Below are 15,563 nucleotides of genomic sequence, written 5' to 3' on the forward strand. Positions count from 1 at the left end.
GATTTAGGCGCCAGCCACGATATCGAAGTCGACCTCATGCTCATCACCGGCTGAGTGATCGTCCGCCTGAATCGTGTACTTCATATTGACCGACTCAAATGACAGAGACAGCTTTTCGGTGACAACCTGATCGTTTTCATCACTGCCGTCATTTTCCATCTCGAACTTGGTAACCACGACGTTTTCCATGGTGATTATCAAGTAGTCGAGATGCGCTTCACCGGAATCCTTGCGCAGCGCCAGGGTCGCCGACGGAATGGATTTGCCCTGCATACAGGCCAGCGCCAGGTAAACAGATGAGGCATCCGTTTCTTTGAAACATGTCAAACTGTCGACCTGCGCCCGCGACTGTGTGCGGCCACTGCCACGCGCGGCCGAGCTCATTTGTTCGATGTTCCAATGCACACCATGGACATCGATTTCGTCTTCATGCTCGGCACGTTTGGATTCACCGGGGATGTCATCGATGAGCAGATAACCGGTAAGTGACATATCAATTTCCTTTTAATTGCGGGGTTTGGGGTGGCAAAGGCTCTGATCAGGAGCCTTTGACCGATGGTAATTCTGAAACGAGGCGCAACGACGCGTTGATCCCCTCAAGCTGATAATGCGGACGTAAGAAGAACCGGGCGTTGTAGTAGCCGGGGCGTCCTTCGACGCTGTCTACCTGCACCTCGGCAGCAGCCAGCGGGCGCTTGGCCTTGGCCTTGTCATCAGCCATGGCCGTATTTGCGAGCACATAGCGGTTGATCCATTCCGAGAGCCACACTTGCATGTCGGCGCGTTCCTTGAATGTGCCCACCTTGTCGCGCGCAATCGCCTTGAGGTAATGCGCAAAGCGGCTGACGGGGAAAAGATAGGGCAGGTTGGCCGACAGGCGTTCGTTTGCCTGGGCGTCGGGGTCGACCAGTCGCCCTGCACGCGCCTCATCATCCTGCAGGCTATGCGCACCGATGAAAGCCGCTGTATCAGTGTTCTTGCGGTGAAGGATCGGCATCATGCCCAGCTTGGCCAATTCCGCCTCGCGCCGGTCATCGATGGCGATCTCGGTTGGGCATTTCATCGCAACCGAACCGTCGTCCGTGGGGAAGGTGTGCACGGGCAGGTTCATGACCGTGCCACCGGATTCAACACCGCGGATTTGCGTGCCCCAACCATAGAGCTTGTGGCTGCGGTTGATATTCACGCCCATCGCAAAGGCGGCATTCATCCAGACGTAGTGGTCATGATTGCCGTCAATCTCTTCTTCGAATGCAAAGCCTTTGACGGGCACCGTCTCGGCCCCGTAGGGCAGGCGGCCCAGAACCCGGGGCATCGTCAAGCCGATATAACGCGCATCCTCACTTTCGCGCAGCGATTGCCAGCTGGCGTAATCGGGGGATGAGACGATCTGTTCGAGGTCTTGCGGATTGGGCAATTCCTGCCAGCTTTCCATGCGGAAAAGTTGCGGGGCCGCAGCCGCGATAAAGGGGGCGTGTGCCGCCGCACAGATCCCCGACAGATTGCGAAGCATTCCGACATCTTTGGGTTTGTGCGAAAACTCATAAGCGCCGATGACGCAGCCGAAGGGCTCGCCGCCGAACATGGAGTATTCGTCGGTGTAGACCTTTTTGAACATGTCGGCCTGATCCCACATCTGGCCCTCGAAATCCTCAAGGTGGTCTGCCAGTTCATCCTTGCTGACATTCAGTACGCGGATCTTCAGTTTCTGATCGGTCTCTGTATTGTTCACCAGGTAATGAAGGCCGCGCCATGTGCCTTCGATCTCGCGGACTTCAGGCGCATGGATGACCTCATTGACCTGCTCGGTCAGCATTGCATCAATGCCGGCGATCAGTGACTTGATCGACTTGACCGCATTGCCCGAGATTGAGGCAGAGCCCGAGCGTTCTTTGGCAGCCACCGCCAGGTTTTGAACCAATGTCTGCAGCTTGTCGGATTCGTTTTCCTTGATGCGGAAGTCTTTTTCCAGAAGTGACGAAAATTCACCCAGATCAAGGGTTTCGGTTTCCTTGCCGGCGTCTTGGGCTTCGGTATCGGCCATGATCAACCCTCCCCTTTCTCTTCATTGGCTTTCATCGCGGCTTCTGCCGCTTCGGCCAGTAGCGGTTCGTTGGACAAAAGCTGCGCGATGCGCTTTTCGGCATCGACTTTGCCATCCATGTAGCCCAGCAATTCTTCAAGCTGTTGGCGCATCTTCAGAAGTTCCGCCAAAGCCGGGACCTGTTCGGCCACCTTGTCGGGCGCGAAATCCGACATGGACTTGAATGTAAGGTCCACGAACAGCTCTTCTTCGGCGTCCTCTCCATCTGCGCTGGGCAATTTGTTGGGAACGCGCGCTTTCACACGGGGCGACAGGGCCTCCATGAATTTCGGAAAGCGGCCCGCATCAGTTTCAACGAATTCACGCTCGCCCAACGGCTTTTGCGCTTCGGGCGTCTCCGATTTGCCCGCAAGATCCGCCATGACCCCCATCACAAAGGGCAACTCGATGGTTGTAGGGCTTCCATAATGCTCAACGTCATAGGCGATCTGCACCCGTGGGGCCCGATTGCGCTCAATGACCTTCTGTTTACTGTCTGCCATAATCCGTTTCTTTCCTGTTATTTGCCTTTGTCGTCTTGGACGCCGGCCGCGTTACGGAACTCTTTCATGCCGCTTGGTGCGACTTCAGACATCAGTTCCATGAAATCCATGTGAACCATCCGCTGGACCCGACGCGCCAAATGCGGGATCGGGCTGGACGGTTCGGTGCGTTCGTAAAAGGCGATGATCTTTCCAAGGACACGTTCCACGTCATCGCGGGAGTTGATCTCGCCCGAGATGCTGCCCGAAGGAGCAGCTTTCGGGGTGCTTGTGGGTGCGTTCGTTTCCTGAGTGTCATCAGGTATTTGCGGTTCGGCGACGTCTGTCTTGACCATGCCGGTATCCATCATTGTCTTTGCGTTATTCAGAAACTCCGTCAGTTCCGGAAAGCGGATGCCGCCACCATTGCTGAGCCCGGCCTTTTCGGAAAAGCCGCTTTCCAAAGCCTCAATAGCAGCTAATGCCTCGCCCACATCTTTTTTGAGCGTCTTGGCAAGATCGGGTTGTTCTGCCGCAATAGCGCGGCAGGCGGCGGTCACCCGATTCTTGTTGGCTTCATAAGCGCTGCGGAGCTTTTCACGTTCATCAGCGCTCAACCCCGATGGCGCGCGGTTCATCGCGTCAAACTCGCTAAGTGCGGCATCAAACAGGTTTTGCCCGGTGATGATCCCCAGACCCGGCAAGGTCATGATCGGGTTCATTTCCAGATCGCCAAGCAGACCGTTATCATCATTTTCGATCTGTTTGAGGCTGTTGATACGTCTAAGCGCGGCCTCTTTTGGATCATCGCGTTCGCGCAGGAGGGGATGCACGCTGTCCCAATGCGCCTCCAATGTCTCGTTGATCAGGGTCACCCCGGCAGTCAGGCCAGCAAGACCATCCTGATTGGCAAGCGCGCGTACCACGATGACAAGCAGACGTAAGTCGCGCCCTTGCTTCGCGAGTTCCGCAGACGCGTCCAGAACCGCGCCCCAATCCACATCGGCGCTGGTGGGTGGCCCATCATTGTCTGGCTGAATGCGGCTTTCGCGTGCCGCCGGTTCAAGCATCCGTTCAATCGCGTGAAATTCCGGCACATTCCTGAGGTCGATGCCCGACGGTGCCGCAGGATCAACCACATCTTGGAAGCTGGCCAGCTGTGTCATCATAACTTAAGTGTTTTTCATCAATGAATTATTAGTCTCACACAACAAATTGATTCTGACAAACTTTTACCATCTTTCAGCCATTATTCCCGTCCGTCAACAATGGCGGAAGCGAAACCGATGACTTTGTCTCCGTCCTGCTCCAGTATCTCGCTGAGCGCCTGCACTACGGCGGCTGGGCTTTCTTCTCCGGGTCGTCGCCCTTCAAAAAGCGGTTCATGTGACATGATTACGAAGAGTTCGCTTTTCCCGAGGCTGCCCGCGCTCACCTGTGTGGCCAGTTTGCGATTATCCTCTCGAAACTCATTGATCGTGTGCAGGATACGCAGCCTGTGAATGCCATCCCGAAGCTCTGACCGTTCGTTGATCTGCACACGCTCATCCAGGCGATTTGGGATCACGCTAAAGACTTCCTCTTGCGGATCGACGAAAAATACCCATACAGCACCGGCACCGTATTGCTCCGGAACAAGAAGATCCACGACCGGATTCTGCCCAACCGTGAAGACACCAGACAGGTTCCGCGCACCCGTTTCGCCATTGGATAGCGCCAACGTACCAACATCGTTGGGCAGATCGGCAAGCCGTTGACGGATCAAGCAATGTCCGGGGTTCAGGGTCTGCGTGACCACGGTGATCGGACGGTCGCCGACCATCGGTTTCAACTGTTCCGCAATCTCCGACCGCGCGTCTTCGTCAGAGACATAGCCTGTGATCCTGACCGGATCACGCAGACCAAATTGCCCCTCCGTGTCGCCTTCAACGTTTAACGGCCCGCAATCCTGCACGTCACGCAATGCATTCGCGATTGCGGCACTTGAGAGCGTAAGGGGCCCTGCCTGCAGATCAGCGCTGATGCGCCATCCATAGGTGCTGGCGAAGGTGTTTATTGTCTCCATCAAGGCCGACCGAATTGCCGTATCAGCGGCGAACCCTGACAGTGTTGCGGTGCGTTCGCTGATCGACAATTGCGTGGTTTCCAGCACGCTAGCGTATTCCATCAGCGTTTGGGCTTCGCCCAGCCAATCACCTTCGGGAAGTCCGGTCGCCAACACGATCTCGCCGGTCGGTGTCGCGCCGAAGCTGTTGGCGATGGCGGCGCGCAGAGCGTCTTCTGCAGCGGTGTGGGGTGCGTTGCCTGTGAGGATCGGTGCGGCGGTGTCGGAATTGACCAACTCGAGCCTATAAGGGTCTGCCACAGGTAAGGGCGGCGCCAAAAGGTCGTCGAAGAAGCCGCCAAACCACGCAAGCGCTGCCGCCAACACTACTGCCGTGCCACCCAAAAGAACCCAGGGCGGCCTGCGGCGGACCTTCGTTTTGGTTGTGTCGACCGTATCACTGTCCGGGCGCAGCACGGCGTCAATCTTTGCGACAACCGCCGCCGCATCTTCGGGGCGATTGAGCGGATCGGGCGCTGTCAGCGCCTCAATGACCCGGCGCAGCATGTCCGGCACGCCTTCTGTATCGAGTGCCGCCTGTTTGCGGCGAATGATCTCGCCGGGCGTGGCGCCCTGAAACGGCGTTTCCCCCCGCCATGCCGCCAGAAGCGTCGCACCCAACCCATAAAGATCGGATTGCGGACTGACCTGCCCTTCAAGTTGTTCAGGGGACGAGTACTCGTATTTCCCGGCAAATTCAGACCCGACAATCGTGCGCGCGCCAACCGCTGTGTCCTTGGCGATGCCGAAATCGATGATCGTGGCCTTCGCCGGATCCCCTTGGCGCAGGATGATATTGTCGGGCGACAGGTCGCGGTGAATGATCCCCTTTGCATGGGTTGCAACCAACCCTTCAGCCACGCGATGACCGACAATCAGCAATTCGCGCTCATCCATCCGCCGCCGGGTCATGACGTCGCTCAGCGGCGTGCCCTCCACGTAATCCATGACCAGAAACACATGACCGTCATCAGAAAGCGAGCATTCGGTGTAACGCACAACGGCATCATGCTGGATGGCGCGCATTTCTTCTTCGCGCTTCATCAACTCGATATAGTCGGCATTGCCCGAAAACTGACGATTGAGCGCTTTGATCGCGACAAGTCGCTCGGTGATCTTGTTGCGCGCGCGATAGACTTCGCCGGTCCCGCCGCGTCCCAAAATCCTGTCGATTTCGTAGGTGTTGTTGAGCACCTGTCCGATCTTGAAAATATCACCGGGCAGCGGATGCGTCATCGTGTTCTTCCAAGAAACAAGAGCTTACGAAAATCAAATGTCGCTTTCAGTTACCTGAGAGGATAGGCTACCTTTCATTAAGGCGCGACACATTTTTGCTAAACCGTTGCGCTGCGGCTGGATTTTGAGATGGGGGGCGATGGCATTGGCCCAAACTGGATCGTCTGAAACCGTGAAGCGCAAAGAGCTGGTCGGAAAGCTCAATCCGCTGTGTCTCAAAGCCTTCTCTGCAGCGGCCGCGACTGCCAAGGCGCGGGGCAACCCTTACGTGGAACTGGTGCATTTCATCCGCGCGCTCTTGGATGAGGATGTGTCGGATTTTGCGCTTTTGTTGCGGGCGGCTGAGGTTGATGAAGGCACCCTGACAGCGGATGTGACCCGCGCGCTTGATGCGCTTCCGCGTGGGGCGAGCGCGGTTGAGGAGTTTTCCGACCATCTGTTTCACGCCATCCGCGATGCGTGGAATATGGGCCAGCTTGATTTCGGGGATGAGACGGTACGGTCCGCCTATCTGCTTTTGGCGATGCGGCAGACGCCGGTGCTTGAATCCCTGCTGTTTCGGATCTCGACCGAGTTCGACAAGGTGGATGTGCCGGGCATGTCTGGCCAGTTGGACGAGCTGCTGGCGGATTCGATTGAGGGACAGACAACGGCCCCAGCCGCGCCCAAGGCAGCACCAGGTGGGCAAACAGCGCTCGACCTTTATGCCACCAACATGACGGCTGCGGCGAGTGACGGAAAGATGGACCCTGTGGTTGGGCGCGATCCGGAAATCCGGCAGATCGTCGATATTCTGATGCGCCGCCGTCAGAACAATCCGATTCTGACGGGTGAGGCTGGCGTCGGCAAGACGGCAGTGGTCGAAGGCTTTGCGCAGCGCCTCGTGCGGGGCGATGTCCCGCCGCAACTCAGCAATGTCGCGCTGCATATGCTGGATGTCAGTCTGATGCAGGCCGGTGCATCCATGAAGGGCGAGTTCGAAAAGCGCCTGAAATCGGTGATAGATGAGGTGCAGGCCTCGCCCACGCCGATCATCCTTTTCATTGACGAGGCGCATACGCTGATCGGGGCGGGCGGTGCGGCCGGTACGGGGGACGCGGCCAATATACTCAAGCCCGCCTTGGCGCGGGGGGAGTTGCGGACAATCGCGGCGACCACATGGGACGAGTACAAACAGCACATTGAAAAAGACCCCGCCCTGACCCGACGTTTTCAGGTGGTTAAGGTCGAAGAGCCCAGCGTTGAAAACGCAATCCGCATGTGTCGGGGCGTGGCGGGCGTTCTGGAAAAGCACCATCAGGTGGAAATCCTGGACGAGGCGATTGCGGCCTCGGTCGAGCTATCCCACCGATATATCCCCTCGCGCCAGTTGCCCGACAAGGCCATTAGCCTGCTTGATACCGCCTGCGCGCGCGTCGCGATTTCACAGCATGCCACGCCGGGTGCCGTCGAGGATCTGGAGCGGCGCGCTACTGCGCTCGAACTGGAACTGACAATCGCAGAGCGTGAGGCCGGCATCGGCATCGACACCGCTCAGCGCATCGAAGGCATTACCGCCGAACTGGACGAAACGAAGTCCCAACTGGAAGAGGAAAACGAGCGTTGGGATGCGGAGAAAGCGCTGGTGGCCGATATCATCGCCCTGCGCGCAAAGCTGCGTGAAAGCGGCGCGCCGATTGAGGGCGAGGATGAGACGGAAGGCGATACACCTGCGCTCGATCCGGCTGACCGGTCCGCCGTGATGGATGACTTGCAAGCCAAGATGGCAGAGTTGACCGAGGCGCAGGGGGAAAAGCCCCTGATCCTGCCGTCAGTTGATACGGCGGCGGTGACCTCGGTTGTGCAAGATTGGACCGGCATTCCCACGGGTCGCATGATGGCCAGCCAGGCCGAACGCGCGCTGGAACTGGTCGAGACCATCCGCGCGCGCGTCACCGGACAAGATCACGCAGCCGAGATGATCGCGTCGCGCATCCAGACCTCTTACGCAGGGCTATCCGCACCCGAAAAACCCATGGGCGTTTTCATGCTCTGCGGCCCCTCCGGCGTGGGTAAGACAGAAACCGCACTGGCGCTTGCCGACATGCTTTATGGCGGCGAACAGAACCTGATCTCCATCAATATGAGCGAGTTTCAAGAGGCGCATACCGTCTCCACCCTGAAAGGCGCGCCGCCCGGCTATGTCGGCTATGGCAAGGGCGGCATCCTGACCGAGGCGGTGCGACGGCGTCCCTATTCGGTTGTGCTGCTCGATGAGGTCGAAAAGGCTCATCCGGATGTGCATGAGATTTTCTTTCAGGTCTTCGACAAGGGCATGATGGACGATAGCGAGGGGCGGCGGATCGATTTCAAAAACACGCTGATCCTGCTTACCTCTAATGTCGGCTCGGACGAGATCATGGCGATGACCGAGGATGGTAAGGTCAAACCCGATCTTGATGAGTTGACTGCCGCCCTGCGCGCGCCACTCCTGAAGGTCTTCCCGGCCGCGTTACTGGGGCGGCTTGTCACTATTCCCTACTATCCGCTTTCTGACCAGATGATCGAGGTGATCGCGGGCCACAAGCTGCGCGCAATCGCGGGGCGTCTGGCCAAGCAATATGATGCCGAGCTTGTCATCGGTGACGGGGTGCATGACCTGATCAAGGCCCGCTGTACCGAGATTGAAAGCGGCGGACGGATGATTGATGCGATCCTGACCAACACGCTCCTGCCCGAGCTCAGCCGGGCATTGTTGAACAAAACGCTGGATGGCAGCACACTGACGCGGGTCGAAGTCACCGGCGACGACAATGGCTTTGCCTATCATTTCGCGTGAGGTTGGGGCGCTATGCAAACCTATAATCAGACGCGCTTTGTCTACCAGCACACGATGGGGATGGACCCGGCGGGCCGCGAATACCTCTCGCTCGTCGTGCGCGGCACGTTTGATTTTCCCGATGATCCCGGCACGGAGCCACAACCCAGCAAGGAACAACGCCCACTGGTCATGGCCGATGAACATACTGGCGAGCCGGGCCATTCCGCGACACTGTGGGAAACAGATTTCGCCTTTCGCAAACCCCATGCAGAGGTGATCGCCCAAGGTGCCGCCTATGCGCCGCAGGGCAAACCGGTCGAGCGCGTGCGGGTGGGGATCAAGGTTGGGGACTGGCTGAAGCAGTTTGACGTGCTCGGCTACCGCGAATGGCGCAATGCGGGTGTTGCGATTGTGCCAACGCAGCCCGTGCCCTTCAAACGAGCGCCCTTCACCTACGATACGGCCTTTGGTGGGCCAGACCGGCTCGACCCCGATAACCCGCAACCGGATGTCTATATGCCCAACCCGGTCGGGCGCGGCTTCGCAACGCCGCGCAATCAGGACCGGATCAATGGGCTGGCGCTGCCAAACACGCAGGCCGTTGGGCAGGACATCCGCTCACCCTACGAAGACTACGCGCCCATGGCCCTTGGCCCGGTCAGCCGGGCCTGGCCCGACCGCATCAAATACGGTGGGACCTACGACGACAATTGGGTCGACAATATCTTTCCGTTCCTGCCGCCGGATTTTGACGAGCGGTACTATCAATCCACGCCCCCCGATCAATGGATCGCCCCGCCGCGCACCGGGACCGAGGTGACGATTGCCAATATGACACCAAACGGCATCGAACGGTTCCGCTTGCCCGAGACCGCATTGCCGCTCACCATCTTTCGCGGGCGGGATAAGTGCTTTGATCAGCCGGTGACGGCCGATACCCTAATCTTTGATTGCGAGGCGCGGGTCTTCTCGCTGGTCTGGCGGGCAGAAGTGCGGATCCATCGTCATATGACCGAGTTCACCGAATGCTGGGTTGGCCCACCGACCGATGCGATGCTACGCGCCATTGCCGCCGGACGGGGCTATATCCGCGCGGCGGGTGTCGCCGTGCCCGAGGATGAAGACGTATGAGCGCGACGCTCGATATCGTGGCTGCGGGCATGGCCACAGCCGTAGGTCTCGACAGGGCGTCATCCTGTGCAGCGATGCGTGGGCGGCTTGACGGGTTTCAGGAGACGCGATTTGTTGCAGGGTCCGGCGACTGGCAGATCGGCGCGCCGGTGCCTTTGCCGCGCAATTGGATCGGCGCCAAACGGCTGGCACATCTGGTCGCAGGTGCAATTGTCGAGGTGCTGCGCGCCGCGCCCGAAGCTGCTGAAGACGCGGCTTTGATCCTCTGCCTGGCCGAGGAAGATCGCCCCGGCAGGCTACCCCATGACGGCCCCGCCTTTGCCGAAATGGTGGCCGAGATTGTGGAGGCGCGCAGCACAGAGCGAACCCTTCTCGTGGCCCACGGGCGGCCCGCTGGTTTCGCCGCCCTGGATCGTGCCCGCAAGATGCTGGCCGAGGGCACGACACGCTATGTCATGATCGCGGGCGTCGACAGCTATCTGACCGGCCCCGCGATTGCGCATTATCTGGGCCGTGAACGCCTGCTTGGCCCCGATAACCCCAACGGCTTTATCCCCGGTGAGGCGGCGGCGGCCGTGCTGTGCACGGCAGAGCCCGTCGGGCGCCTGGTGCTGACCGGGTTAGGCCTGTCACGGGAAAAGGCACATATTTACAATGGGTTGGATGAGGATGGGCTCGACCTGCCCTTGCGCGGCGACGGGATGACGGCCGCTTACAAGGCCGCGATGGACAGCGCGGGCGTTATCTTGTCAGATGTCGAATACCGCATCGCAGACCTGATTGGCGAACAGTATTTCTTCAAGCAAACAGCACTCGCCAGCCTGCGCCTGGAGCGCGGTCGCAAGGAGTTCCAGGATCTCTGGAGCCCCGGCGAATCCTTGGGCAATATCGGCGCTGCAACTGTGCCGGTCATGATCGGCATGGCGCTGAGCGCCGCAGAAAAGGGCTATACCCCCGGCAGCCCGGTCCTGATCGAGGCATCATCGGATGCAGGCGCCTGCGGTGCCGCGGTCTTTCACACAAGAGAGGCTGCGTAGATGGGTGTCTTCGCCAACGGTTTGGAGATTTCCGGCAAGGCGGTTGATGCCAAAACCATCGCAGCGATGCCGGACACCTGCTTTACGCCACCCGAAGCGCCCCCAACACCCACCGGCGTGCCCATCCCCTATCCCAGTTTTGGGATGGCCGGTGATACAGACAAAGGGACCGGCACGGTCAAGATCGGTGGGAAAACGGTCAACATTAAGAACAAGAGCCACCTGACGAAGACAACTGGGACCGAAGCAGGCAGTGCCGCGAAGAAAGGGATCGTCACGTCAAAAAACACTGGGAAGGAGCAGTTCAACTCCTGGTCAAATGATGTCAAATTCGATGGCGAGCCGGTTATCCGCAATACGGATTTGGCAACGAATAATCATGCATCACCGGCGGGGAATACACCACCATGGGTGCATATTGCCAAACTTTCCAAGGCCGGTGGTGACTGCGAGAAGGTCTATCAAGAGCTTGAAGGGCATCCCCATGGGAAAAGCCCATGCAACTACTCCAAGACAGGCAAACAATCTGAACATACCGCCCGTGCATCAGCCTTGATGCACACGCGTAAGTCAAACAAGGCTTGTACGAATTTCCCTAATTACGATCAGAAAAAGGCACCTTGCATTTGCATGGAAGCCAAAAGAATGAAGAAAAAGAAGAAGGAACCTTCGATCAAGGGAATGCCACACTACAATAAGACCAAAAAAATAGATGATTTTTTGGACAAAGGACGCGCAGGTTGCAAGTCGGGCTCAAAAATCAAATGTTCACAAAACTGCAAAGTACCAACAGTGGGTGCGTTGGCAAAGAAATCTGCCGATGCAACGGTTGAAGAACACCCAAAGACAAAGAGTAAGGCAAAGAAGAAGACAAAAAAACAGAAGCAGGTCTCCGAGTGCCTAGAATTGATAAACCTTACCTACGTGGCCGGTGTGACGAAGGACGATACGCCTGCACAGGCGCGTAAGAAGGTGGCAGCGGCAAAAAAGAAAAAAATATGTACCAAAGGGATCTGTCGAGCGCCAAAGAGCAAGAAGTGCCACGGTTGCTAGCAAGGAAAGCGGATGGAGACGATTAGAGAGATTTTTTCAGCGAATGATTCTTGGTGCGAAGTGACGAGCGCTTGGGCGTTTTCCATGAATGAGGTTTTTCTATATCTCGATATGGCAAGTGAAGAGGCGGACAAGCATGCTTCCCTACTTCTGCGCGTCGATTTGACCTCAAAAACCCCCGTCGTCGCAACAATCCAGGCAATCGATTTTGGCGCTCTTGATTATGTTGCGTCCAGCGCTGATGATCATTGGCTGTTAGTAAGTGGTGGTTTCATTCATCATATACATGGCGGAAATGAGCAATTCTACGACCCGATAACTGATCTCTACTTACGCGGCTTCGCAAAAGGTAAGATGGAAGAATTGTTCTTATTCGGAGAAGATGGTGCAGTCTTTTCGTTCAATGCAGGCAATGCTCAAAAGCTAGCGAGCCCATTGGATGACGAAATGCTCGATGGACACTTTATTGCCTCGGACAAGGGCCATGTCTGTGGCACAGGAGGTGCGCTTGTAAGCTGGGATGGTCAGCAATTACGGGCAATTGATCTTGGTGGTCATGATGAATTCGAGGCCGTATTCAGTAGGGATGATGGGACCTTGCTTCTCGGGGTGAATGACGGCACTGGAATTGTTTTTCGAAACGACGAAGTGGTTCGCATCGGTCAGGCGGACGGAGGCATTCAGGCCATCACGGTATTTCAGGGCATCGAGTATTGGGGCGACGACGATTTTGGAATCTACATTCGCGAGGGTGACGAACTCTCCGAGAAGTTCGAGACAGAGGGTGCCTTTAAACTAAATTCGACAGACAATGTGATGTGCACCGTCGTGGGCGCCGAGGTCTATATGTTTGATGGAACGGACTGGATTCAACTGCACGTGTCTCCGTCTATCGAAAACATCGTAACTAGAGTGCCTTTAGACTTCACGCCGCTATAGACTCTGCGAAATGTACCCCCGTACCTTCTCCAAATCCAACTCCTCCACCGTCATCCCCTCAGCACCAGGCTGCAGCATCCGCACCACGAACAGCTCACCCGGCTCGCGGTATTCCGCAAGCCGTTCTTCGGCAATGCGTAAACCATCGGCACCCGCGACCCTTAGTCCGTCGAGATGTGCCTCTAGCCGTTCCACCACCCGCGCCAACCTGTCGGCGTCCATGTCGGGGTTTTCGTCGGGGTACAGGAGGGCGCGGTCATAGACCGTCCACAGGAACGCAGCCTGTTCGGCGTGTTGCCGCACTATGTTTTCGAGGATGGGGACGGACATTCAGTTCAGATTGATCGATCCACCACGGATGCGGTTGCTAGCTGAGGCCTGGCTGACGAGATACGTCCCCCGGATCGTGATATGCCCGTCTTTTTCCATGATGATCGAGGCTTTGCCGACGCGCAGCTCAATCCGCTCATCGGCCTTCACCGTCACCGTCTCTCCATCGCTGATCACCTTCGGTGTATCGGTCTGGGGCGCGGATGCCAAAATGCGCCCGATGATCAGCGGCTTGTCGCGAGCTTCATCCTCGAACAAGAGCGCCACCTCACAGCCAATCGCGGAACTGGGGAGTGTGACAAGAGAGCGCGCCGGGATCGCCTCGGGCGCTGGATTGCCCGCGAACACCACTAGCGGCTGACCGTCCTTCAGCCCCATGAATATGCCGATAACAACGCCGCCGACGGTATCATTTGCAAGCATGACGCCCCCGCAATGTCTCAAGTACAATATGCCGGGAAGCCTAAGCGAAGTCAGGGTGTACCGCAAACGATATTGCCTGTCAGGGCCTACAGAGGGCGGGTTTCGTGCCGCGCTGAATTCCCTTGGGTAAGGTTTGTCTGACTTGATCCGTCAAAGGGATTCGCGTTAGCGTGTTAACATATTGTTAATCTCTTACTTGGCTGACTTTTCAATGACTAACATGCCATGTCGTGTCATAAGAAGAGCCGCATTTCTCGGTGCCGTCCTGCTGTTTGGATCGCAGGCTGCTGCGCAAACGGCAAGCGAAGTGACACCGGGTAGTTTTCGCCCAGAGCTGCGCACACTGACCGGTGCGATTGTCTTTAGCGGCGAGCCCGGCACGCAAGCACCTCCTGGTTCGGAAAGCATTGGAATTACTTTGTCTGGCGTGCAGATCACAGGCGCGCGGGCTGAGCTTGCCGAAGCCAACGCTGCCTTGGAAGAGCGGTTGACGGGACGGCAGATCCCCGTCTCGGAGCTGTTTGAGGCGACCTCTGATCTGGAAGAGGCCTATGTAAATGCCGGCCTCGTGCTGACACGCGTGGTTCTGCCGCAACAAGCCTTGCGCGATGGCGGCGTTCTGCGTGTCGAAGTCGTCAATGGGTTTGTCGAAACTATTGACGATGTCGCCGTGCCGGATGAGGTGCGCACGCGGGTGGGCCGCCTTGTTGAACCGCTCGTCGGCAGGCCCGGTGTGACGCTGGCCGAGCTTGAGCGGCAGCTTCTTCTGGCAGGCGATGTCTCTGGCGTGGCACTGAATACGGCGCTGGCGACGGGCGAGACACAAGGCGGGACCGTTCTGGCGCTGGACGTGCAATACCAGCGCGTCACCAGCTTTTTCTCTTACGACAATTTTCCCGATAAGGCTCTGGGCGAACCCACGCTGAACTTTGGCACCGAGGTCAACTCGGCCCTGGGTTTTGGCGAGACATTATACCTCAGAGTTTCAGCGACCCCACAACGCGGTTTTTCGGACGACCCGCTTTATCGCGTGGGCGCCGTCGGAGCGATCTTTCCGGTCGGGCGGTCAGGTCTGACCGCCAATCTGGAAGTCACACGCAGTGTCACAAATCCTGAAGATACAGAAGATACCGTGGTCTCAACCAGTTCATCATTTGGTCGGGAATCACTCCGTTTGATTTATCCATGGATCCGGTCGCGCAACATCAATCTGAATGCGCAAATCGCGTTTGATCATCAGACGGATGAGCAGGAGACTGAGTTTGCCCAGATTTACGAGGACGATATCAACGTCCTGCGCCTCACGGCCAATGGCAGCTATCAACATAACGACCGCACCACGTCCGAGGCGGGGCTAACGGTCTCGCGGGGTCTCGATATCCTTGATGCGCGTGAAGGTACCACGGAGTTGCCTTTGTCACGCGACGGGGCCGAACCTGTTTTCACCACGCTCAGTGGGTCGTACCGGTTCCAGCGTGGTTTCGACAACGACTATGCACTTTCAATCAATGCCCGTGCGCAGGCATCTTTCGGCGATACCGTTGTCGCGTCCGAGCAATTCAGTGCTGTTGGCGCCGGTGATTTATCGACATTTGATAGCGGGTCTTTGCGTGGTGACAGCGGCGCCACCCTGCGTACGGAATTCAGCCGCGGCTTTAATGGCCAACTGGGTGGCGAGCCATTTGTGATCGCACCGTACATATTCGCGGCAGCGGGTGCATTGCGGCTCAACAACCCGACAGGGGTCGAGGAAAGCGAAGACAGTGCTGCCTCCGTCGGGATCGGATTTGATTACTTTGTTTTGGGCGATACGCCGTTCCGCGCGGACAATATGCGCATCGAATTTGGGAGAGGGTTTAGTGAAAATGATGGAAATCAGAACCGGCTCAGCATTTCGGCAAGTCTCAGATTCTAGGGGCCGCCGCAGCGCTCGGCTGCTGGCGAT

The 15,563-nt window shown here is 57.6% G+C and carries 13 protein-coding genes; 6 read left to right on the forward strand and 7 right to left on the reverse strand.

From position 1 onward, the window contains the following. Nucleotides 1–3: 3 nt before the first annotated feature. From SLH47_RS10090 to SLH47_RS10110, 5 genes are all read right to left on the reverse strand, one after another. Nucleotides 4–492, reverse strand: a complete 489-nt coding sequence (locus SLH47_RS10090; RefSeq protein WP_320239365.1) for a type VI secretion system tube protein Hcp — start codon at nucleotides 490–492, stop codon at nucleotides 4–6. A 46-nt stretch (nucleotides 493–538) separates the two neighbouring features. After that, entirely contained in the window at nucleotides 539–2,044 is a 1,506-nt protein-coding gene (tssC, locus tag SLH47_RS10095; protein ID WP_320239366.1) for a type VI secretion system contractile sheath large subunit, read from the reverse strand. Nucleotides 2,045–2,046: 2 nt separating this feature from the next. Continuing rightward, nucleotides 2,047–2,586 carry a type VI secretion system contractile sheath small subunit gene (tssB, locus tag SLH47_RS10100; RefSeq protein WP_320239367.1) on the reverse strand — a complete coding sequence of 180 codons (540 nt, stop codon included), beginning with the start codon at nucleotides 2,584–2,586 and terminating at the stop codon, nucleotides 2,047–2,049. A 17-nt stretch (nucleotides 2,587–2,603) separates the two neighbouring features. Continuing rightward, a complete protein-coding gene (gene tssA, locus SLH47_RS10105; RefSeq protein WP_320239368.1) occupies nucleotides 2,604–3,731 on the reverse strand; it encodes a type VI secretion system protein TssA in 1,128 nt (375 codons plus the stop codon). An 83-nt stretch (nucleotides 3,732–3,814) separates the two neighbouring features. Continuing rightward, nucleotides 3,815–5,905, reverse strand: coding sequence for a serine/threonine-protein kinase (locus SLH47_RS10110; RefSeq protein ID WP_320239369.1), 2,091 nt, complete (start codon nucleotides 5,903–5,905; stop codon nucleotides 3,815–3,817). 139 nt (nucleotides 5,906–6,044) lie between these two features. On the opposite strand from SLH47_RS10110, the gene tssH reads away from it, so the two are divergent. The 5 genes from tssH to SLH47_RS10135 are packed head-to-tail and all read left to right on the forward strand — an operon-like array spanning nucleotide 6,045 to nucleotide 12,865. Next, nucleotides 6,045–8,723 (forward strand): type VI secretion system ATPase TssH, encoded by a 2,679-nt coding sequence (gene tssH, locus SLH47_RS10115; RefSeq protein ID WP_320239370.1) that lies wholly within the window; start codon nucleotides 6,045–6,047, stop codon nucleotides 8,721–8,723. A 12-nt stretch (nucleotides 8,724–8,735) separates the two neighbouring features. Next, the gene (locus SLH47_RS10120) at nucleotides 8,736–9,836 is read left to right on the forward strand and encodes a DUF2169 domain-containing protein (RefSeq protein WP_320239371.1); all 1,101 of its coding nucleotides are present in this window, start codon (nucleotides 8,736–8,738) and stop codon (nucleotides 9,834–9,836) included. Further along, on the forward strand, nucleotides 9,833–10,873 hold the full coding sequence (locus SLH47_RS10125) for a 3-oxoacyl-ACP synthase (protein WP_320239372.1): 1,041 nt from the start codon (nucleotides 9,833–9,835) through the stop codon (nucleotides 10,871–10,873). The genes SLH47_RS10120 and SLH47_RS10125 overlap by 4 nt, the downstream gene beginning before the upstream one ends. Beyond that, the gene (locus tag SLH47_RS10130; protein ID WP_320239373.1) at nucleotides 10,874–11,926 is read left to right on the forward strand and encodes a DUF4150 domain-containing protein; all 1,053 of its coding nucleotides are present in this window, start codon (nucleotides 10,874–10,876) and stop codon (nucleotides 11,924–11,926) included. It begins immediately after the preceding gene. 12 nt (nucleotides 11,927–11,938) lie between these two features. Continuing rightward, on the forward strand, nucleotides 11,939–12,865 hold the full coding sequence (locus SLH47_RS10135) for a hypothetical protein (protein ID WP_320239374.1): 927 nt from the start codon (nucleotides 11,939–11,941) through the stop codon (nucleotides 12,863–12,865). On the opposite strand, the gene SLH47_RS10140 is transcribed toward SLH47_RS10135, so the two are convergent. Beyond that, nucleotides 12,860–13,195, reverse strand: a complete 336-nt coding sequence (locus SLH47_RS10140; protein WP_320239375.1) for a hypothetical protein — start codon at nucleotides 13,193–13,195, stop codon at nucleotides 12,860–12,862. The two genes, SLH47_RS10135 and SLH47_RS10140, sit on opposite strands and share 6 nt — an antisense overlap. Further along, a complete protein-coding gene (locus SLH47_RS10145; protein ID WP_320239376.1) occupies nucleotides 13,196–13,618 on the reverse strand; it encodes a DUF6484 domain-containing protein in 423 nt (140 codons plus the stop codon). A gap of 220 nt (nucleotides 13,619–13,838) precedes the next feature. Here SLH47_RS10145 and SLH47_RS10150 point away from each other — a divergent pair, with 220 nt between their 5' ends. Next, complete coding sequence (locus SLH47_RS10150; RefSeq protein WP_320239377.1) at nucleotides 13,839–15,533, forward strand: ShlB/FhaC/HecB family hemolysin secretion/activation protein; 1,695 nt, start codon at nucleotides 13,839–13,841, stop codon at nucleotides 15,531–15,533. The last annotated feature ends 30 nt before the right edge of the window (nucleotides 15,534–15,563 follow it).

This window comes from Cognatiyoonia sp. IB215182 (genome assembly GCF_033963905.1).
GTDB lineage: Bacteria > Pseudomonadota > Alphaproteobacteria > Rhodobacterales > Rhodobacteraceae > Yoonia.